We start from the raw sequence: 17,452 nt of genomic DNA on the forward strand, positions 1-17,452 counted from the left end.
CTAGGACCAATTTTCTGGAATTAAGGTCACAAAACCCTGTCGCCAGCGACGTTGCCGCCGTCGATGAACCGGGTTATACGCAGACCAACCCAACCCGTCAACACCGGTTTTCGAAAAAAATCAAAAAAAGCGAAAAAACTTTCATCAAACGCAAAAAGTCGTAACTTTTCAGATACTTAATAGTTATCCACCTTTGCGCACAGCAGGCGAAACCACTATCCCCGAGCCTAGTCCACCAGCTGCCGCAATGAGCGCCATGCCTACGTTCCGGGCACCTTCCGCAGGGGTCTCCTTGCGTGTCAGCACTTCAAACAGGTGCACAGCCAGAATTGCGCCTGATGCGCCGATCGGATGCCCTCTTGCAAGTGCGCCGCCCATCCGGTTCAGACCTTCAGATTCAAGACCCAGGTGCGCTGCTGTCGCCATTGCCTGAACCGCATAGGCTTCCATGAGTTCTGTAGCAGCCAGCTCCGTCGCATCCATACCCAGTTCTGCGAACATGGCCTTCGCCACCTCTATCGGAACCAGAGCCGGTTCGGCGGGGTTACCGCCGGCACTTCGGCTCGCAAGTATTTTCAGGCCTGACTTCCGGCTCTCACTTGAATTCAAATGAAAGCGTTCTTGAAAGGCTCCCTCGGACATCAGCAATACGGCGGCAGCGCCGTCTGCTTCGCAGGCGATCGTTGCGGCACTGAGACCGGTTTCGTGATCGCCGTTCAGAAGCGGTGCCCTGAGGGCTGTCTTGAGCGACAGGTGTCTCGTGAACCCGTCCTCTTCCGGAAGTCTCCCTCCGGCATTGACCAGACGTCCGCGAAGATAGCCCCTTGCCGACCTCGCCTTGTCGTGTGAGGTGACAGCAAAGACCGCCTGATCTTCCCGCGATGTTCCCGTTTCAGCGGCAAGCCTGGCAGCTGCATCTGCAAGATCCGGGTCGCCGAATGGCGCGGGCGCGAAAGCAGGACGGTCGTAGGCAACGGGCGGTACTGCCGGATCGACAGGTCTGGTCATCCGGATCGGCGACCGGCTGAAGCTTTCCGCTCCTCCTGCCAGAACAATGTCCGCCGCACCTGCCTCGATCAATCTTGCGCCCATGACGATCGCATCAAGTCCCGAGCAGCACTGCGTATCGATGGTGAGAGCGGGAACCGTTTGAGGCAACCCGGCGCGAAGCGCGGCAAGGCGGGCCGGATTGCCGCCACCATAAAGAGCATTGCCCAGAAAGACGCAGTCGACCTCTTCTGGCTCTATTCCGGCGTCAACGACAAGCTGTGCAAGAACGGGTGCGGCAAGCTCGTCGGCCTGCAACAAGGCAAGTGCGCCACCGCGCGGGCAAACCGCCGTCCGCCGTGCTGCTGCGATCACTGCCTTGCGTGTCTGCGTCACCCGCTGCCTCCGGTTTTCGCCAAATCGGCCACGACCTTCCGAATATCCGGCTTGCCCCCTGGCGTCAGCGGCATCTTTGCCCTGATGTGAATATGCCTCGGCACCTTGCCGGGTGCGAGACGTTCGCGGCAATGGCGCAGCAAGATCTGCTCTGCACCCGCCAAAGGCGCACCCAGCTCAACCACCGCCTCCAGCCGGTGACCGCGCACCTGATCCGGTAACCCAGCGACGACTGCAAGGACAACGGAGGGATGTTCGGCCAAGACAGCCTCAACCTCTTCCGGATAAACATTCAGTCCGGAAGTGATGACCATGCGGTTTTCCCGTCCTGTCAGAAACAGGAAGCCTCGCTCATCGAGAAAACCGTGATCGCCGACGGTGAGCCAACCGTCCCGCCAGAGCGTGTCCGGCGATGTGCCGCTTATATAGTGCGAAAACAGCAGACCGCTCCGCACCCAGATCAGCCCGGCCCGGCCAGGGACAGCGGGGGACGAAGGGTCACCGATCACGATGTCGACCCCTTGCGCGGCACACCCGACCGAGCCTGCGGGGACATTGTCCTCAGGTGAGGACAGCGTGATGAAGCTGGTTTCCGAAGCCCCGTAGAATTCGAAAAGGCGTGCCTCGGGGAAAACCGACTTCAAGGCCTGCCGGTCGGCTTCACGCCATTTGGCCCCGCTCGCGAGAACCTGTTTCACCGCAGCGATGGGACCGCTGCGCCGGGCAGCCTCGGCCAGAAAGTGCAGCTGGGTCGGCGTTGCATAAAGGACAGAGCCTTCAGGGGCGCTGCCAAGTTCCCTCAGGACGACGCGCGGATCGAACCGCGGCGTGAGCACCACGTGTTGGCCGCAGGCGAGGCCGCAGACAGCGCCATAAAGGTGAAGTGAATGCGTGAGCTGCCCGGGCAGGACGACGCGGCTACCTTTCGAAATACCGAAGGCCTGTGCCGACAGCTTGAAGCTTTCGAGCCACGATCTGTGAGAGCGCACATAGCCCTTGGGAACACCGCTGGAACCGGAGGTGAAGCCTGCATAAAAGAGGTCGTCTTCGTCCGGCAGGATCTCAGGTGGAGTTTCCGGTGACCTTCGTGTTTCAGTGGAACCGGTATCAGCCGTCAACAACACCGGCAGGGACTGGTCATCGATGACGAGGTCTGGCCCGACCGCTTCCAGAACTGCTGATGCCTGGGCTGAAGGCCAGTCCGGGTCCATGACCGTGGCGACACGCCCGGTGCGGGCGCAGGCAAAGAAGCAGACGACCAGGTCCGCAGGGTCCCGAAGACGCAGAACCACATAGCTTGCATGGTCGGTCCGCTCACAAAGCACTGCCTCGATCCGGTTGATCCGGACTGCAAGCTCCTGCCAGGAGAGAGAATTCGGACCGCATGTGAGTGCGGCCCCAGTGGCTTTCTCACTGGCAAACCGGTCGAGACTGTCGCCGACAAAGGCCATGATGTGGCCTTGCTGGATCTACGGAATTAAGACCGGGACAACACGGCACCCGGCAGGCCGCGTGCGACGGTCTGAACGATGAGCGCCGTAAGTGCGACCTTGACCAGGTCACCGGGAATATAGATTGCGCTGCCAAGCGCGGCTTTCGGAAGGGAAAGTCCGGCCATGATGGCAACGCCCGGGATGCCGAAAGCGTAGACCACAAGAATGCCGCCGACCGCAGCCGCTATTGCCGAAGACACCAGAATGTTCAGCTCGCGGGTCGACTGCATGATCAAGCCGGCCACGAGAGCTCCGACCGGCCAGCCGATCAGAAAACCGACAGACGGACCCATGAAGACGCCAAGACCACCGCGGCCGCCGGACAGGAACGGCAAGCCCAGCGCGACGAGAAACAGGAATAGCAGCACGGCAAGCGCACCGCGGATGGGGCCGAGCATGACACCGGCCAGCATGACACCGAGGGTCTGCGCCGTGATCGGCACACCGCCGAGAAAGGCGATCGCCACCGGCGGAACCAGCCCCAGGGCGGCAATCAGCGCGGCATAGAAAGCAACGTGCACAAGAGACCTGTCAGCCATGATGAAATCGACCTTCTTCTCGTTAACAAGGGTGCTGCCGTTCAACCTCGCGCGGATCTTACCACATGAGGGTCAGGCAACGTCATCTGTGGGCGGGATATCCCAGTTTTTGGCCGAATGCCAGCCATATGGAGCTTCTTTTCGGTCATCTTGACAAGCCTTCCGAGCCGCCCCGCGCCTTCAATGCCTCGGCAACGTGATCCGACATGCTCAGGGACTGAATGGCGAAAGGCGCCAGCAGACGCCACGAATTTCGCGTGCCTGTTCGCGCCTGCCAGGCTTCGCGCAACTGACCGAAAACGACGAGCATGTAAGGCGCGAAGCGAAGCACCAGTGCAACGCCCAGCGCCGGTTTGCGAGGAGAGAAACCGAGGAACTCGAGCGGCCTGAACAGCGGCTGGACGGCATTCAGCATATCGTCCATGCGGGTGGTCACCGATACGAAATTTGCAGCCAGGATCATGATCGCAAGCCGCAGGATGATCGTAACCCCTTCCAGAAGACTTCCGGACACCCAGTGAAGCGCCAGCAGCACGGCAAGCAGAAACGACATTGCCCGCAGGAGCTTCAGTTGCGCCAGTCCCTCGCGCCCGAGGGAGGCATAACACAGGAGAACACCTGCAAGAGCCGGCAGCAGAACCCAAAATGATGTGTATCGCAGCAGCAGCAGGCTGGCGACGGCAACAGCCAGAAGCTTCAGGCCCGCGGGCATCCGGTGGGCCCAGCTGTTGCCCTGGAGATAGACCGACATCATAACTCGGCAACCTCCACATTCATGCCCTGCCGCGAGACGACGTCTTCCTGGAACGCCGCCCGAACCACATCCGGCGCGCCATCCATGCGCAAACGTCCGTCCTCCAGCCAGAGCAGTCTGTCGAAACCGTCGAACTGGCTGAGATCGTGACTGACGAGAACGATCTTCTGCGGCAGTGACAGGATTTTCTGGCGGATCCGCACTGTCGTCAGTGCATCGAGGCTGGCCATCGGCTCGTCCAGCACCAATAGGCGCGGCTCCATGACCAGAACCGCCAGGATGCAGACGAGCTGTTTCTGACCGCCGGAAAGTTCCGTGATCGGTTTGCCGGCCAGCCCCTCACAGCCATGCAGGGCGAGAAACGCCCGCGCGCGGCTGCGGCTTTCTTCCTTGCCGGACCCGAGTTGGGTGAGGCCAAAGGCGATCTCTTCTTCCACCGTGGGAAAAATGGCCTGATGATCCGGGTTCTGGAACACGAAGCCGACATGACGCGGCAACTCCAGTTCCGCCTCGGCGGAGGGGGCTCCAAAAAGCGTGAGGTCGCCGCTCGTCGGCGTACGCAACCCGTTCAACAGGCGTACAAGAGAGCTCTTGCCGGACCCGTTCAGGCCGATAATGCCGATCCGGTCTTCGGCAAGCTGCAAGGTGAGATCCTGCAGGATATGCTCTTTGCCGACACTCAGGCCAACCCGATCGAAGACCGCGTAAGGACTGGCGTCGGGATTACAGACACTGGGCCTGTCCTTGAGTTTCCTGCTTTTGGGCCAGAATGCCATGTCACCTCGTCGCGGACGGCACTCCTTGCAAGGGCCGGTCCTGTTTTGCGCGCAGCTTATCGGTCGGATCTGCCGGCTTGTCAAAGACTGACAGGTGCCTGGCAAAATCACACATTACCGCAAGGCCTTACCCTACCGGGCGGGTGAGATCGGGCAATTCGGCCAATTGGCCGATGGTGGATCTGATGCGCTGGAGGGCCCAGCGGAAGCGGTCGTCGGACTGTTCGGATCCGAAGGTCAGGCGCAGATAGGGCGCCGGCTGGTGGTCCTTCGCCTGAAAATACCGGGATGACAAAACCGAAATGCCCTGGTGTCCGAGCGCGTTCTGAAGCGCGTCGGGATCGACGGTTTCCGGCAGGCGCAGCCAGCCGAACACCTTGTTGACGTCGCTCTGCAGGAAATGCGGCGCGAGCAGGTCACGCGCCGCCAGGAACCTCGTGCGGTTTGCCTTGCGCTTCAGGCGCAGCGTCTTGAACAGATGTCCCTCACGCACCCAGCCGGCAATCAGTTCTGCCGTGATGGGGGAGGCCATCCAGGTGCTTTCACCAATCTTGTTGCGAATGCTGTCACCGAAAGGCCCGGGCACATGGACGAAGCCAATCCGGCTTCCGGGTGAACAGACCTTGGAGATACTGGCGATTGAGGCCGTGCGCTCCGGCGCCAGCGCACCGAAGGCGGGCAGGGCTTCCGGAAGAAAAGGCGTATAGGGATCGTCCTCGACAATCTTCAGGTCGAATTGCCGGGCAACCGCCACCAGATCCTGCCGTTCTTCGACAGACATGGTGTGGGTGGTCGGGTTCTGCATGTTCGGCATCAGGAACACGCCTTTGACACCATGCGTCTTCGCGGCCTGGGCAAGCGCTGCCGGATCCATGGCGCCGAAGCCGCCATCGGCCCGTATCAATGCGGGCAAAGGCACCGGCTTCAGGCCGATGCTGGCAAAGGAACTGAAGATCGACGGGTATGTGAACCGGTCGACGGCAACCGCATCGCCCGGGCGGAACAGGGCCTGGCAGGTGACCTGAATTCCGTGCTGCGCGCCACAGGTAACCGCGACCCGGTCCGGATCGGCTTCCAGACCGTAGTCCTTGAAGACGAGAGCCCCGGTTTCGCGATGCGCCTTGAGCCCTTCAGACGGTACGAACCCGTTCAACCGGTCGATCCCCACCGTGCGCGCCATCCGCGTCAGCCCGTCGGAAAGACTCGGGTTGAGATGCGGATAGGCAAAGTTTCGCGCCAGATCGCAGGTTTCCGGCTCGTCTTCCTTCGGGGCAAGGGGCGAAACCTTCTGGGTTTCAGAGGCAATGTAGGTGCCCCGTCCGGTTTCTCCCTTCACCAGCCTGCGCCGCTCGGCTTCGCCGTAGGCACGGGTGATGGTGCCGAGCGTCACGCCAAGCTGATAGGCAAGTTCACGCTGTGGCGGCAGCCTATCGCCCTGGGCAAGCGCCCCGGTCTTGATGTCGGCTTCCAACGCGTCGGCGATCGCCAGATAGATCGGGCCACCGGCCGCTTCGATGTTCGGGATCCACATTGTCATGAGAACAATGTTATCATTGACTGATACAATACCTCAAGACAATTAGTATCTCCGCTATTTTGTATCGATTGTATCGAAACACTCGATGCTGTGTCTGGAGATACCCATGGATTACGCCACGTTTCTCGCCTTCGCGGTGTTCGTCATCGTCATGACCGGGACACCCGGTCCGGGCAACCTGACCTTTCTGGCCATCGGCGCATCCGCAGGGTACCGCACCGCCTTTCCCGTGATTGTCGCCTCGCAGATCGGATCTTTGCCGCTCAAGCTCAGCGTTGCCTATGGCCTTGGCCATGTGATGGCCGGAGGCGGCACGGTGGTGACTGTCTTCAAGGTGCTGAGCATGGCCTATATGACCTATCTTGCCTGGCGGATCGTTTGTCTCAGCGTCAAGCCGAAGGGCGAGGTCGCGCTGCCCAGTTTCTGGGAAGGATTGCTGATACACCCGCTCAGCCCGAAAACCTGGGCCATGAACCTGGTTGCCTTTTCAACCTTCCTGGCCGGCAACGGGCTCGGGATCCACGAAAACGCGATGATCCTGGTGGCGGGCTTTACCCTTGGCGGGATGGTGTTTCATTCCCTTTGGGCCCTGGTTGGCGTGTCGATCCTCGCCCTGATCGGCGAAGGCCCGCTCATGCGAGCCATTACGGTGACCATGGCAATCGCCATGTTGGCGGCGACTGTTTGGGCACTGCTGATCTGAGGCTGCGTGTCAGTCAATAAACAAACGGGATGAAGTTGTGCGTGCGGGCTGCGTAGGCGTCGAATTGTGGGCCATATCTCCGCGAGAGATAGGCATCGAGCGCCGGGATATGAAAGACCACAAAGGAAACCGCCATGAATGCCGGCACGGCAAGCGCCGCAAGATTGTGGGTGAGCAGAGCCCAGCCTGTGAACAGCACCGTGTCGCCGAAATAGTTGATATGCATCGATGAGGCGAAGAGGCCCCCGGTGTAGCATTGCCCGTGATGGGCGGGATCACGTTTCCACCACTTGCGCTGCAGTTCCGACCAGCTGTTGAGAAACGAACCGCCGACCACCATTGCAAGCGCCACACCATCGAGAACAGAGAAGGGTACGGCGACCTGCCGAAAGGCACCGCTGCCGAGCAACAAAAAGCCTATTTCGAAGAAGGCGATGAAGGCTCCCAGTCCAAAGACCTCCGGAAAAGCCACCTTCCGGGCAAGCAGGTAGAACAGGGTCAACAGATGGCGGGCAAAATAGAGCAGAGTGCAGGCAAGCAGGAGCAGACCACGCTGCGGATCGGCGAGGGTGAGTTCCAACCCGAACCAGGCACCGACCCGTACCCATCCACCGCCCAGAAGAAGCCAGATGCTTAAGAGCACACAGATGAGGTGAAGTGCTGCGAAGACACATTTTTGCAGCAGGGACCTTTCGTGCTTGCGACTCACGCCTCCGGATTGCGCCATGAATACTCCTTCGATCCGACAGCTCGATTTTTGGAGCTTGTGGACCGTCAATTTATTTTCGTCCAACTGGACTAAAAAGAGATCTAGACGACGCACCATCAGGTGGTCAATATGTTTATCGACCAACTGGACGAAATAATGCCGAAACAGATCGATCACGAGGCCTACCGGCTGGAACTTGCGCGCAAGGCTGCGCCGCTTTTTTCCGAACTCGGCTACTCCGGCCTTGGCATGCGCCGCGTTGCGGAAGCCCTGGGATTGTCGAAAAGCGCGCTCTATCACTACTTTCCAAACAAGAAGAGCCTGTTCCTGGCCTGCACCGAAACAGTCATGGCGCAGATGACGTCAGAGGCCGGCGCGAATGATGCTTCACAGGTGCCCGCGTCAGCACTGGTTGACTTTGCTCGGAGCCTGGAGCCTGGATTTGCAGCCGAAATCTCGCTGCTGTTCGACTACCTGCGCGGCAAGACGGGGGAAGAAATCGCCAGTGACCCGGCAATGAAGCTCGCCAACGACCAGCTGCGCGGGCACGTTCAAAGCCTGGCGGGGAGCGAGGCGGCCGACAGCGTGCTGTGCCTTTTGATGGGCACCTTGCTGATGCGCCATTTCACCGGCGGCACACTGGATTATGAGACCATTCTGCCGGCGCTCAAGAAACTGACCTGACCGGAGGCACTGCGTGAAGCGAGACAGATCCAGCAGCATGCGTCTGCCGGATCTGCCCGACCGGCCACAGGGGAGACCGCGGCCGGGTGAAGGTCAGGCAACGGGTAAACTCTACCGCTGCAGGTCCTTCAGTTCCTTTTGCCAACGCGCCTCGAACGACGTTTCATGCGGGTTGGGGCCAAGCCCGATATCCCGGCGCAGCTCGTCCGGCAGATGAGCCACGTTCACACGCTTGCGGCCTCGGGTTGCCATCCTTGCGAACAGAGAACCGATAAGCGACCTGAATGAAAAGCCCAAGTCTTGCTGATGGGTCGCGCAGCCCGATTTCGTCTGGGAGAGCCTGAACACGTCTATAACTCCTGTTTCTTGTGAGTTACATATCGGCGGGTTTCGGTTGTCTTACCAACGAAAATTCAATAGACATGCATAAGGGAGACTTATGTATGTCAGTGAATTTGCCACCACTTTCCGCAATCCGGGCCTTTGAAGCTGCAAGCCGGCACCTGAGTTTTACCAAGGCCGGCGACGAGTTGGGCATGACCCAGGCGGCTGTCAGCTACCAGATCAAGATCCTGGAAGATCGTCTCGGCTTTCAACTGTTCACCCGCAAGGCCCGCAAGATCGAGCTGACCGACAATGGCGGGCAACTGGCGGCGCGGGTGGTGGATGCGTTCTCCTCGCTTCGCAGTGCCTTCGAGGATATTTCCGAAAAGAACGCCGGCCAACTTGTCGTCTCCAGCAACACCACGTTTGCGGTCAACTGGCTGTCAAACCGTCTGTTCGAGTTCCAGATGCAGAACCCGGACGTGGGCGTGCGCATCGTTCCCTATGGCCCGCATGCTGAACCGGAGTTCAACGAATCCGACGTCGTGATCTCCGCCTGCAAGGCCCCTCCGAAAAACTGGCTCGCCCATGAAATCGTGCGCGCGGACTTTACACCGATGCTGAGCCCGAAGCTTGCGGACACGATCGGCGGCGTCAAAAAGCCCGAGGACATTCTGAAATTGCCGCTGGTCGATCCGCAGGACCCGTGGTGGCAGATGTGGTTCGAGGCAGCGGGACTGCCGAATGTCGACCTGAGCGGTCACCCTAGCTCGCGCATGGGGTCACAGGCGCTCGAGGCCAACCGGGCGATCGCAGGACAGGGCGTCGCAATCCTGACCCCTTATTTCTGCAAGACCGCCCTTGAAAACGGCCAGTTGATCCAGCCGTTCAAGCTGACCTGCCATGCCGATGACGAAAGCTGGTACATGAGTTACCCGCCCGCCCTGCGCACCAGCCGCAAGGTCCGCCTGTTCCGCGACTGGGTTCATGCGGAACTGAAGCGCGACGGCATGCCTGTCACCGCGCCGATGGCAGTGGTTGCCTGAGGACACCCGGCCCCCAACCCAAGCTTCCGGATCATGAAAAAGCCCCGGCCATCCATCGGACGACCGGGGCCAATTGCTTTTCGGGCACCAAGGCTTGCCTTACGGCGTGAACACAATGGTCTTGTTGCCGACGATCATCACCCGATTTTCCAGGTGGTATTTGACGGCACGGGCCAGCACGCGGGATTCGATGTCGCGGCCACGGGCGACGAAATCGTCCGCGGAGAGCGCATGGCTTACCCGTTCGGCGTCCTGCTCGATGATCGGGCCTTCATCGAGATCCGGTGTCACATAGTGAGCGGTGGCCCCGATCATCTTGACGCCGCGAGCATGCGCCTGGTGATAGGGTTTTGCACCCTTGAAGCTCGGCAGGAAGGAGTGGTGGATGTTGATGATCTTGCCGAACAGACGCTTGGAAAGGCTGTCGGAAAGCACCTGCATGTAGCGGGCGAGAACCACCAGATCGGCTCCGGTTTCCTTGACCAGCTTCAGCAGTTTCTCTTCCTGCTCGGCCTTGTTTTCCTTGTTCACCGGCCAATGGTGGTACGGAATGCCTTCGTGCTCGGCCGTGCGCTGGCTGTCGGTGTGGTTGGAAACGATCGCGACCACTTCGGCATCCATCCAGCCGACGCGGATCTGGTAGAGAAGGTGCAACATGGCATGGTCGAATTTGGACACCATGACGATGACCTTCGGCCGTTTGGCCGTGTCGACCAGTTTGGCCTTCATGTCGAAACGGCTGATGACCGGGTCAAGCGCCCTCTGAACGCTTTCCAGGGTCACGCCTTCCGGAGCCAGAATGGCAATACGCAGGAAGAACTGGTTGGTTACCCGGTCCCAGAACTGGTCACTTTCGGCAATATTGGCGCCAAAATCTGCCAGTTCCGTCGTGACTGCCGCCACAATGCCAGGCTTGTCCGCGCAGGACAGCGTCAGAACGTAAAGGCTATCCGCCATGATTTTCCAGTCTCCAACCTTGAGGGCCGCAGCCCGCTGATTTTGCTTCGTGCCGGATGCCGGCCCGAACGATCAGGCAGGCATCAGACTGTGTTCCTTCAGGGCCGATACCAGATCGCTGACCCGGTCGGCATTGTCTATCGCGCGTTCTCCGGTCCTGTTCCACAGGCCGTTTTCAAAACCGATCCTGGCCTTGCCGCCTCGCTGGACCGCCTCCACCAGACACTCCGTCTCGCGGTGTCCGAAAGCGCAGGCCGCCCAGTCCAGCGACTGCCCCTTGCCGCGTTCCGCGAGCTTTTCCAGAAACGGCACCAGATCTTCCGGTGCGCTTTCCTGGTCTGCCGCATAGCGCCCCAGAACGAACAGCAGCTGATGGCTTTCCCCTGCCAGGGTGCCGGCTGCCGCCAGGTCGAAAAACCGGTCCAGATCATCCGCGCTGTAGACGATATGCTGGACCGCACATTCATGGTCGAACGCCCAGTGGTAAAAGGCTTTTGCCTGGTCTTCCCCGCCTTCCGGAACCATCTCCCGGATCGCGACGGAGACCGCATCCGGCTTGACCTCGTAGACCAGTTCGCGTTGCTCTTCCGGAGTGTATTTTCCAACAGCTTCCGTGGTGATTTGAACCTGCATTTGCGGCACCGCAACACGCATTTCCGACAAGAGTTCACGATAAAGCCCGGCGTCAAGCACATGGGCACCGGTAAGGTCGCGTACGTGGGCATGAAGCGCACCGGCTCCAGCCTCAAAACACGCCTTTGCCGCCACCACCGTTTCGGCGATGGTCATCGGCAGGGCGGAATGATCCGCCTTGGTCCGGCGGGCACCGTTGGGAGCCACCATGATCAATGACAAAGGCGACGGAACAAAAAGCGCACTCATGTTCAGAAGACCGCCTTGAACGCCTGGTTGAGCTTGTCGGTGATCTCTCCGATATGGCTGTCCTGGAGAATGAAAGGCGGCGCCAGCAGGATATGGTCGCCCCGCACCCCATCGATCGTCCCGCCCATCGGGTAGCAGATTAGACCGGCCTCGAATGCTGCCTTCTTGAGCGCCTTGTTGATGCCCCTCTTCGGATCAAACGGCGCCTTGCTGGCCCGGTCCTCGACGATTTCGATGCCCCGGAAAAGTCCGCGGCCGCGAATATCACCAACATGCGGGTGCTGACCGAAAGCATCGTTAAGTGCCGTCGTCAGTTTCTCGCCCATCGGCATCACCCGGTCGGCAACGCCGCCGGTCAGTTTCCTGAACACGGCGAGCGCGGCGGCGCAGGCGGTCGGATGGCCGATGTATGTGTGGCCATGCTGGAAAAAGCCCGATCCGGTCTCGATGGCTTCGTAAATGGCAGCGGTGCACAGCATGGCACCGACCGGCTGATAGCCGGCTCCGAGCCCTTTCGCGATGCATAGAATATCCGGCGCGACACCATCCTGCTCACAGGCGAACAGGGTGCCGGTGCGGCCCATGCCGCACATGACCTCGTCCAGGATCAGAAGCACGCCGTAATTATCGCAGATCTCCCGGATCCGCTTGAAATAACCTTCGACCGGCGGCAGGGCACCCGCCGTCGCACCGACAACCGGTTCGGCAACGAAAGCCATGACGTTTTCCGGCCCGAGCCGAAGGATTTCCGCTTCCAATTCGTTGGCGATCCGCTGACCGTAGTCGAAGGCGGTTTCCCCCTCGCGGCGGTCCCGATACTCGTAACAGGGGGCAATATGGGTGGTATCGATCATCAACGGTGCAAAAGGCTCCCGCCGCCACTGGTTGCCGCCGGTTGCCAGCGCACCAAGCGTGTTGCCGTGGTAGCTCTGCCTGCGGGCAATTACCCGGTGCCGTGACGCTTCACCTTTCTCCAGGAAGTACTGACGCGCCAGCTTCAGCGCCGCCTCCATGGCTTCCGATCCACCGGAGACGAAATAGACGCGGTCCAGATTGCCTGGTGCTTTCCCGATCAGGAGATCCGCCAGTTCCTCTGCAGGTTCGCTGGTGAAAAAGCCTGTATGGGCGAAGGCGATCCGGTCCACCTGGGCCTTGATGGCAGCGATCACATCCGGATCGCTGTGCCCGAGACAGGAGACCGCGGCGCCGCCGGATCCATCGAAATATTTCTTTCCGGACCGATCGAGAATGTAGCAACCGTCCCCTGTTACTGCGACGGGGAGATCGGCTTTGGTGTGGCGGGGAAAAACATGAGACATGGCAAACGCATCCGACAACTGACGGGACAGCCCACATTGGGTTGACGCATTTGTATCAGAAAACGTCAGTGCCTGAAACATTTGTTTCGAAGGCGCGTTAACCACGTTTTTCATTAGAATTTTAATAAAATTCAATCAGCCTGCGCGCGGGGGACGAGATTGTAATCAGTAACCGAAGGCCGCCCGTCATGCGTCAGCGCCTCACCGCCTGGATCGTATTCCTAGGATTGACTGTCACACTTGCCGGCTGCGGAACCGTCGCCGGTGTTACCGGCATGGGCTGGATGACCGCATCCCACAATTCCATCGACTATAACGACAGTTCCTGGTGCGTGCCGCGCAAGCTGAAGAAGGTTCTAAACCGGGTTGCATCCCGCTATGGCAAAGTGACTGTCAGCTCGACCAAGCGCTGGTGGCTTGAGAACTGGTGGAAGGGTGGCGCCAGGGATTCCTATCACCTCAACTGCCGGGCGGTCGATTTTTCGGTCCGTGGCAACCCGTCGTCCGTCATTGCCTTCTTGAAATCACAGCCGGAAGTTGGCGGATACAAGCACTATTCTTCCGGCCACTACCACATCGACACCGGCCCGCGCCGGACCTGGTAACCGCCTGGCAGGCAAAAGCCCGGCCCGGTATCTACCGGGCCTGATTGGCCAGTGGCGGCAAACGCTACTTCAGTTCGCCCAGTTCCAGTGCCATTTCCCAGGCGACAGGGTCAAAGCCGACGAAATTCTTGGTTTCGCCTGCCACGATCGGCCTTTTGATAACGGACGGGTTCTCGATCATCACGTCGAGCGCGCTCTTGGCGTCGACAACGCCGTCCTGTGTTGCTTCGTCCAGGCGCCGCCACGTGGTGCCGCGCTTGTTCAGGATAGACTCCCATCCGAATTCACCGACAAAGCCGGCCAGTCGATCGGCATCGACGCCATCCTTCTTGTAGTCGTGGAACTCATAAGGCACGCCGGCCTCTTCCAGAAACTTCCGCGCCTTCTTGACGGTGTCGCAGTTCTTGATGCCGTAGACCTTCATCGCCTCTTCCCGGTTGTTGGATGTCCGGCCCGGAATGTGCCGACTGACGCCCGGGATGCAAGGTCATAGCCGAAGAAAACCCGAAATTTTGCGAAATTTGACCTGACAGTGCTCGCATGCCGAGGAGTTTTCCACGTTGCGCGTGCCTTCACGGGCAGTTCACCGCATTTCCTTTTTGCCTCCTTGACCTCGGCTGCCCCCCGCGCTTCAAGTGGCAATTGACAGGGCAGACCGGCAGAAGGCCGGAACGGCCAGACCGGAGACTGAAAATACATGCAGGAAGAGGCCCCCGGCACAAGCCGGCCGAACAGGCCCGCGACGGCCGCCAAATCTTCTGAAAAGTCCGCTTCGGCGGCAAGACCGGGCAAGAAGTCCGACAGTGTCATGGTCGCCGGAGGGAACTGGCGTCAGCGGCTCCGACTGTGGAGCGGCCTGATCCTGTTCACATTCTGCCTCAGCCATTTTTCAAATCACGCCCTCGGCATCATTTCCTTCCAGGCCATGGACCAGGCCTCGGTCTGGCACTACTGGGTCTGGAGAAGCCCGCTTGGCGAAACTGTCCTCATCCTCGCCGCGCTGACCCATGTGCTGCTCGCCTTGTGGCGGACAAGCAAACGGCGAACGTTGAAGATGTCCCGTTGGGAGCTTCTGCAGCTCGCCCTCGGTCTTTACATTCCCTGGCTCCTGATACCGCATGTCACCACGACCATGGGCGTTGCCAAGGAGTTCGGCTTCCTGCCGCTCTACGAGCAGATGCTGACGCTGCTGTGGCCGAATGCGGCGGTCAATCAGTCTATTCTGCTGCTCATGGTGTGGACTCACGCCATGATCGGCCTGCACTTCTTCCTACGCCTTTATCCGGCTTACCAGAGGCTGAAGCCGCTGGCGGCCGGGTTTGCCTTTGCGATGCCGGTGCTTGCCATCTGGGGCTGGATTGAAGGTGCCCGCCGGCTGGCCCTCAGCCGTGACGTAACCCTCCGAATCACTCCGGACCAGCAATTGTGGGCCAGCGAGGTCGTCGTTCAGTTCCGTGCGGTTGTGTTCGGCCTGATTGCCGTCAGCCTGTTGGCCATCCTGATCCGTTACCTTCTCAGCCTGAAAGCGCGCAGCCTGACCGTGGTCTATCCAGGCGGACTGACGGTGAAGGCGCAACCGGGCGCAACGCTGCTGGAAATCAGCCGCATGAACGACATACCGATCGCATCGGTGTGCGGCGGGCGGGCGAGATGTTCCACCTGCCGGGTGAAAATTCTGGAGGGCGGCGAAACCTTGCCGAAACCAAGTGTTGCCGAAGCTGCGGTGCTGACACGGATCGGCGCGGGAAGCGACATTCGGCTGGCCTGCCAGGCGCGCCCGGAAAGCAACGTGGAAGTGCAGCCCCTTGTACCGGTCAAGGCCAGTGCAATTATCGGCGAACACCTGAAGGACGCCTATTACTGGGGCGTCGAGCAGGATGTGGTGGTCATGTTCGTGGACCTGCGCAATTTCACCGGCATCACCGAAAGCCAACTCGCCTATGACGTGGTTTATCTGCTCAACAGCTACCTGGACCAGGCCTCAGCCGCGATCCGGGAGGAGGGCGGCTATGTCGACAAGTTCATTGGTGACGGCATCATGGCAATCTTCGGCATGGACAGCAACGCGGAAACCGGCGCCCGGCAGGCTCTTGCCGCCTGTCGCCGTATCGAAAAGGTCATGAAATCGCTCGACAAGGAGAAGGGTCCGCAGTTTCGCGATCCGATCCGGCTCGGCATTGGCCTGCATCTGGGGCCGGCCATTCTCGGTCGCATCGGCGCCGCCGGAACAGCAGGCAAGCGCGGTGGGCTGACTGCGCTTGGCGACGTGGTCAACACCGCCAGCCGGCTGGAAACGGAGAACAAGAACCACGGCAGCTTCATGGTTGTTTCCAAAGCTGTTGTCGATGCGGCAAGCGCGCGGATCGACGGTGCCGAAGAGGCCGAGATCAAGGTGCGCGGCAAGGAAATCCCCTTGCAAATCCTTGCGGTGAAAAGCTTAGATGGTCTCCATCTCGCTGACGCCGTTCCCGCCTGAGACCCATCCTCCCTGTCACAAAACCTCTGGAGACCACGTGAGCCGGACCTACACGCCTCGGGAAATGCTGGAGAAACTGATCTCCTTCAACACCGTTTCGGATCGAAGCAACCTCGATCTGATCACCTTTGTCGAAGACTATCTCAGCCAATGGGGTGTCGCTTCAGGGCGGGCGCTGGATGAAACGGGTCAAAAGGCCGCTCTTTATGCCCGCATCGGTCCGGATATCAACGGCGGAACGGTCCTGTCCGCCCACACCGATGTCGTTCCGGTGGCGGGCCAGAACTGGTCTCACGATCCTTTTTCCGCCTGGGAGGAAAACGGCCGCCTCTACGGCCGTGGCGCGGCGGACATGAAAGGCTTCGCGGCAACTGTGCTTGCCAAGGTTCCGGATTTTCTGAATGCACCGCTCAGACGGCCCATCCATATCGCGCTGTCCTATGACGAGGAAACCGGCTGCGACGGGGCCAGGGTGCTGATCCCTGAAATGCTGGCAAACGGCCCGCGCCCTTCGGTGGTGATTGTGGGCGAACCGACCAGCATGAAGGTCGTCACGGGCCACAAGGGCATTACAGTACTGAAGACGCGCATCCAGGGGCATCCGGTCCATTCCAGCCAGTTGCACCGGGGTGTTTCGGCGATTTCGGTAGCGGCCAGGCTGATCGGATGGCTGGATGCCAGAACCGCGGAGAACCGGGCCAAGGCCGATCCGGACTGCCCGTTCGAACCGCCCTACACCACCTTGCATTGCGGTACCATTTCCGGCGGCCAGGCACACAACATCACGGCCCAGCACTGCGAATTCGTGACCGATATCCGGCTGCTGCCGGGTGAACACGCGAAGGACTGGGTCGCCGCCTACCGGGCCTTCATCGAAAATGAGGTTCTGCCGGGAATGAAAGCGATCTCGCCGGACTGCGCCATCGAGGTGAGAGAACTTGCCTATGTGCCCGGGCTGGGAGAGGAACAGGAAGGGTTGGCGGAAACGACCGCCAGGCGTCTGACCGGCGACAACAGCCGCAACGTCGTGGTCTATGCCACCGAAGGCGGGATCTTCCAGGATCACGGACTTTCGACCGTGGTTTGCGGTCCCGGTTCCATCGATCAGGCCCATCAGCCCGACGAATTTATCGAGCTTTCCGAACTCGACCGCTGCGCTGCCTTCCTCGACAAGCTGATTGACAGAATGTCGCAATTTGACAGCTAAACGGGTTTGAACACAGAGATTTACGATGTCATAGTCGTTTTTGACAACATGGCCGCAT

The 17,452-nt window shown here is 60.1% G+C and carries 18 protein-coding genes; 6 read left to right on the plus strand and 12 right to left on the minus strand.

Features of this window, described 5'->3' with window-relative positions:
- Nucleotides 1-183: 183 nt before the first annotated feature.
- The 6 genes from HCG46_RS20060 to HCG46_RS20085 all read right to left on the minus strand — a co-directional run bounded on the left by HCG46_RS20060 (nucleotide 184) and on the right by HCG46_RS20085 (nucleotide 6,482).
- Complete coding sequence (locus HCG46_RS20060) at nucleotides 184-1,383, minus strand: thiolase family protein (protein WP_168687226.1); 1,200 nt, start codon at nucleotides 1,381-1,383, stop codon at nucleotides 184-186.
- Nucleotides 1,380-2,834 carry an AMP-binding protein gene (locus HCG46_RS20065; RefSeq protein WP_168687227.1) on the minus strand — a complete coding sequence of 485 codons (1,455 nt, stop codon included), beginning with the start codon at nucleotides 2,832-2,834 and terminating at the stop codon, nucleotides 1,380-1,382. Before HCG46_RS20065 ends, HCG46_RS20060 begins: the two co-directional genes overlap by 4 nt.
- A gap of 26 nt (nucleotides 2,835-2,860) precedes the next feature.
- Nucleotides 2,861-3,415 (minus strand): BioY family transporter, encoded by a 555-nt coding sequence (locus HCG46_RS20070; protein WP_031269905.1) that lies wholly within the window; start codon nucleotides 3,413-3,415, stop codon nucleotides 2,861-2,863.
- A 145-nt stretch (nucleotides 3,416-3,560) separates the two neighbouring features.
- The gene (locus tag HCG46_RS20075; protein ID WP_329611863.1) at nucleotides 3,561-4,166 is read right to left on the minus strand and encodes an energy-coupling factor transporter transmembrane protein EcfT; all 606 of its coding nucleotides are present in this window, start codon (nucleotides 4,164-4,166) and stop codon (nucleotides 3,561-3,563) included.
- Nucleotides 4,166-4,945, minus strand: coding sequence for an ABC transporter ATP-binding protein (locus HCG46_RS20080; RefSeq protein ID WP_168687228.1), 780 nt, complete (start codon nucleotides 4,943-4,945; stop codon nucleotides 4,166-4,168). The genes HCG46_RS20075 and HCG46_RS20080 overlap by 1 nt, the downstream gene beginning before the upstream one ends.
- Nucleotides 4,946-5,072: 127 nt before the next feature.
- A complete protein-coding gene (locus HCG46_RS20085) occupies nucleotides 5,073-6,482 on the minus strand; it encodes a PLP-dependent aminotransferase family protein (RefSeq protein ID WP_209009551.1) in 1,410 nt (469 codons plus the stop codon).
- 106 nt (nucleotides 6,483-6,588) lie between these two features.
- Here HCG46_RS20085 and HCG46_RS20090 point away from each other — a divergent pair, with 106 nt between their 5' ends.
- Entirely contained in the window at nucleotides 6,589-7,185 is a 597-nt protein-coding gene (locus tag HCG46_RS20090) for a LysE family translocator (protein WP_023002287.1), read from the plus strand.
- Between the two features lie 13 nt (nucleotides 7,186-7,198).
- Here the strand turns inward: HCG46_RS20090 and HCG46_RS20095 are convergent, their stop codons facing one another.
- Entirely contained in the window at nucleotides 7,199-8,071 is an 873-nt protein-coding gene (locus HCG46_RS20095; RefSeq protein WP_209009552.1) for a DUF1295 domain-containing protein, read from the minus strand.
- Between HCG46_RS20095 and HCG46_RS20100 the strand changes: the two genes are divergently transcribed.
- Nucleotides 8,051-8,578, plus strand: a complete 528-nt coding sequence (locus HCG46_RS20100) for a TetR/AcrR family transcriptional regulator (protein WP_055660585.1) — start codon at nucleotides 8,051-8,053, stop codon at nucleotides 8,576-8,578. The two genes, HCG46_RS20095 and HCG46_RS20100, sit on opposite strands and share 21 nt — an antisense overlap.
- A 111-nt stretch (nucleotides 8,579-8,689) precedes the next feature.
- On the opposite strand, the gene HCG46_RS20105 is transcribed toward HCG46_RS20100, so the two are convergent.
- Entirely contained in the window at nucleotides 8,690-8,926 is a 237-nt protein-coding gene (locus HCG46_RS20105) for a hypothetical protein (protein ID WP_168687229.1), read from the minus strand.
- 95 nt (nucleotides 8,927-9,021) lie between these two features.
- Here HCG46_RS20105 and HCG46_RS20110 point away from each other — a divergent pair, with 95 nt between their 5' ends.
- Nucleotides 9,022-9,948: a LysR family transcriptional regulator gene (locus tag HCG46_RS20110; protein WP_023002291.1), complete on the plus strand. Its 927-nt coding sequence runs from the start codon at nucleotides 9,022-9,024 to the stop codon at nucleotides 9,946-9,948.
- Nucleotides 9,949-10,047: 99 nt separating this feature from the next.
- Here HCG46_RS20110 and purU read toward each other — a convergent pair whose 3' ends face one another.
- The 3 genes from purU to HCG46_RS20125 form a co-directional block, all read right to left on the minus strand.
- Nucleotides 10,048-10,905: a formyltetrahydrofolate deformylase gene (gene purU / locus HCG46_RS20115; protein WP_023002292.1), complete on the minus strand. Its 858-nt coding sequence runs from the start codon at nucleotides 10,903-10,905 to the stop codon at nucleotides 10,048-10,050.
- A gap of 72 nt (nucleotides 10,906-10,977) precedes the next feature.
- Nucleotides 10,978-11,787: a 3-keto-5-aminohexanoate cleavage protein gene (locus HCG46_RS20120; protein WP_168687230.1), complete on the minus strand. Its 810-nt coding sequence runs from the start codon at nucleotides 11,785-11,787 to the stop codon at nucleotides 10,978-10,980.
- Nucleotides 11,788-11,789: 2 nt separating this feature from the next.
- Complete coding sequence (locus HCG46_RS20125; RefSeq protein ID WP_168687231.1) at nucleotides 11,790-13,106, minus strand: aspartate aminotransferase family protein; 1,317 nt, start codon at nucleotides 13,104-13,106, stop codon at nucleotides 11,790-11,792.
- 188 nt (nucleotides 13,107-13,294) lie between these two features.
- Between HCG46_RS20125 and HCG46_RS20130 the strand changes: the two genes are divergently transcribed.
- On the plus strand, nucleotides 13,295-13,711 hold the full coding sequence (locus HCG46_RS20130) for a D-Ala-D-Ala carboxypeptidase family metallohydrolase (RefSeq protein WP_023002295.1): 417 nt from the start codon (nucleotides 13,295-13,297) through the stop codon (nucleotides 13,709-13,711).
- Between the two features lie 64 nt (nucleotides 13,712-13,775).
- On the opposite strand, the gene HCG46_RS20135 is transcribed toward HCG46_RS20130, so the two are convergent.
- The gene (locus tag HCG46_RS20135) at nucleotides 13,776-14,135 is read right to left on the minus strand and encodes an ArsC family reductase (protein ID WP_062485737.1); all 360 of its coding nucleotides are present in this window, start codon (nucleotides 14,133-14,135) and stop codon (nucleotides 13,776-13,778) included.
- A gap of 273 nt (nucleotides 14,136-14,408) precedes the next feature.
- Between HCG46_RS20135 and HCG46_RS20140 the strand changes: the two genes are divergently transcribed.
- The gene (locus HCG46_RS20140; protein WP_168687232.1) at nucleotides 14,409-16,187 is read left to right on the plus strand and encodes an adenylate/guanylate cyclase domain-containing protein; all 1,779 of its coding nucleotides are present in this window, start codon (nucleotides 14,409-14,411) and stop codon (nucleotides 16,185-16,187) included.
- A 37-nt stretch (nucleotides 16,188-16,224) separates the two neighbouring features.
- On the plus strand, nucleotides 16,225-17,394 hold the full coding sequence (argE, locus tag HCG46_RS20145; RefSeq protein ID WP_353621829.1) for an acetylornithine deacetylase: 1,170 nt from the start codon (nucleotides 16,225-16,227) through the stop codon (nucleotides 17,392-17,394).
- Nucleotides 17,395-17,452: the final 58 nt, after the last annotated feature.

Origin of the sequence: Labrenzia sp. PO1, assembly GCF_012273635.1 — a bacterium.
GTDB classification, from domain to species: Bacteria; Pseudomonadota; Alphaproteobacteria; order Rhizobiales; family Stappiaceae; genus Roseibium; species Roseibium algicola.

What these genes read in the sequence shown, in the direction of transcription:
- HCG46_RS20065 (WP_168687227.1), bottom strand. Translation starts at nt 2,834, where the DNA reads ATGGCCTTTGTCGGCGACAGTCTCGACCGGTTTGCCAGTGAGAAAGCC.
- HCG46_RS20070 (WP_031269905.1), bottom strand. Translation starts at nt 3,415, where the DNA reads ATGGCTGACAGGTCTCTTGTGCACGTTGCTTTCTATGCCGCGCTGATT.
- HCG46_RS20075 (WP_329611863.1), bottom strand. Translation starts at nt 4,166, where the DNA reads ATGTCGGTCTATCTCCAGGGCAACAGCTGGGCCCACCGGATGCCCGCG.
- HCG46_RS20080 (WP_168687228.1), bottom strand. Translation starts at nt 4,945, where the DNA reads ATGGCATTCTGGCCCAAAAGCAGGAAACTCAAGGACAGGCCCAGTGTC.
- HCG46_RS20085 (WP_209009551.1), bottom strand. Translation starts at nt 6,482, where the DNA reads ATGACAATGTGGATCCCGAACATCGAAGCGGCCGGTGGCCCGATCTAT.
- HCG46_RS20090 (WP_023002287.1), top strand. Translation starts at nt 6,589, where the DNA reads ATGGATTACGCCACGTTTCTCGCCTTCGCGGTGTTCGTCATCGTCATG.
- HCG46_RS20100 (WP_055660585.1), top strand. Translation starts at nt 8,051, where the DNA reads ATGCCGAAACAGATCGATCACGAGGCCTACCGGCTGGAACTTGCGCGC.
- HCG46_RS20110 (WP_023002291.1), top strand. Translation starts at nt 9,022, where the DNA reads ATGTCAGTGAATTTGCCACCACTTTCCGCAATCCGGGCCTTTGAAGCT.
- purU (WP_023002292.1), bottom strand. Translation starts at nt 10,905, where the DNA reads ATGGCGGATAGCCTTTACGTTCTGACGCTGTCCTGCGCGGACAAGCCT.
- HCG46_RS20120 (WP_168687230.1), bottom strand. Translation starts at nt 11,787, where the DNA reads ATGAGTGCGCTTTTTGTTCCGTCGCCTTTGTCATTGATCATGGTGGCT.
- HCG46_RS20125 (WP_168687231.1), bottom strand. Translation starts at nt 13,106, where the DNA reads ATGTCTCATGTTTTTCCCCGCCACACCAAAGCCGATCTCCCCGTCGCA.
- HCG46_RS20130 (WP_023002295.1), top strand. Translation starts at nt 13,295, where the DNA reads ATGCGTCAGCGCCTCACCGCCTGGATCGTATTCCTAGGATTGACTGTC.
- HCG46_RS20135 (WP_062485737.1), bottom strand. Translation starts at nt 14,135, where the DNA reads ATGAAGGTCTACGGCATCAAGAACTGCGACACCGTCAAGAAGGCGCGG.
- HCG46_RS20140 (WP_168687232.1), top strand. Translation starts at nt 14,409, where the DNA reads ATGCAGGAAGAGGCCCCCGGCACAAGCCGGCCGAACAGGCCCGCGACG.